Annotated in this window: 2 protein-coding genes; one reads left to right on the top strand and one right to left on the bottom strand. The window is 53.1% G+C overall.

The window, feature by feature from the left end:
* Positions 1 to 237: hypothetical protein (locus tag F2P47_RS17820; protein WP_204886769.1), on the top strand; the 237-nt coding region annotated here is incomplete at its 5' end.
* A 156-nt stretch (positions 238 to 393) separates the two neighbouring features.
* On the opposite strand, the gene F2P47_RS17535 is transcribed toward F2P47_RS17820, so the two are convergent.
* On the bottom strand, positions 394 to 1,080 hold a 687-nt coding region (locus F2P47_RS17535; protein ID WP_204886767.1), incomplete at its 5' end, for a site-specific integrase.

Raw genomic sequence — 1,080 nt, 5'->3', positions numbered from 1 at the left:
CGGACACAAGCAAAGCCAGATCAAAGATCTGCTCCCTTGGAATTATCCAGTCAAGGTGTGAACGAAACATCGCTTACGGTTCTTCGTTTTCTTGTTATTCGTGTGTTCTTTTTGGAGAAGGGGTTTTCTCTCTTCCTTCTTCCTTCTTCCTTCTTCCTTCTCTTCTCTTCTTCCTGCCACCTTTCCCGAGGCGTTCTCTTCGGATGGCTGATGTATGGAAAAATGTGCGCTAGTTAATAGGAGGTTCGTTGACGGCGGGTAGCACAAGACCACTGAAAGCCTTGCGTGGCAGCTACTTTTGCGCAGGCGGTGATTGGAGGTCTGCACAAAATCGTTCCCGGAAAGAAGAGTTTTCCGGGAGACGATGGTCTGGGATCATTAGTGATCTTCGATTTAGGCGAGCTTCTTCGCGACGTCCTCGGCTTTGAGATGCGTATAACGGAAGAGCATTCGGCCGTCTCTATGGCCGGTTATGAGTGCAACCTCGGGGACATTGAGACCCTTCTCAAAGAAGCGGCTAGCGGCCTCGTGGCGCAGGTCATGGAAACGGAGGTCCCTGGCGTCGATCTTCCGGCGTATTCTCATCCATGCGCGTTTGACGGCCTCTGTGGTGGTTGGGAAGAGGCGCTCGTCGGTTCGAGGCAGCCTTTTAATGACCTCCAGAGCCTCGGTGGAGAGCGGTACGGTGCGCCGGCATCCATTCTTTGTCATCGGAAGGAAGGCTGTTCGCGCCTTCAAATCGACGTCGATCCACCGGAGCTTCAATAGCTCTCCCTGGCGCATCCCGGTCTCGATAGCGAGGCGTATAAGAGGTTCCATGTGCGGATTTCGTGCTCGGCGAGCAGCCTTGATGAGACCATCAAACTCTCCGTCTTTAAGGCGCCGATCGCGACCCTGTGGGAGTTTGGGTTTGTCGATCATCTTTACCGGGTTGTCGCGTAGCGGTATTCGCCAGGTCCGCTGAGCGACTTGAATAACGTGTTGCATGAGACTCAGCTCTTTGGTAAGCGATGTTTCGTTCACACCTTGACTGGATAATTCCAAGGGAGCAGATCTTTGATCTGGCTTTGCTTGTGTCCG

Origin of the sequence: Parvibaculum sedimenti (assembly GCF_009184905.1) — a bacterium.
GTDB lineage: Bacteria > Pseudomonadota > Alphaproteobacteria > Parvibaculales > Parvibaculaceae > Parvibaculum > Parvibaculum sedimenti.
The sequence above is the reverse complement of the archived record's forward strand: the minus strand, read 5'-3'. Positions and strand labels throughout refer to the sequence as shown.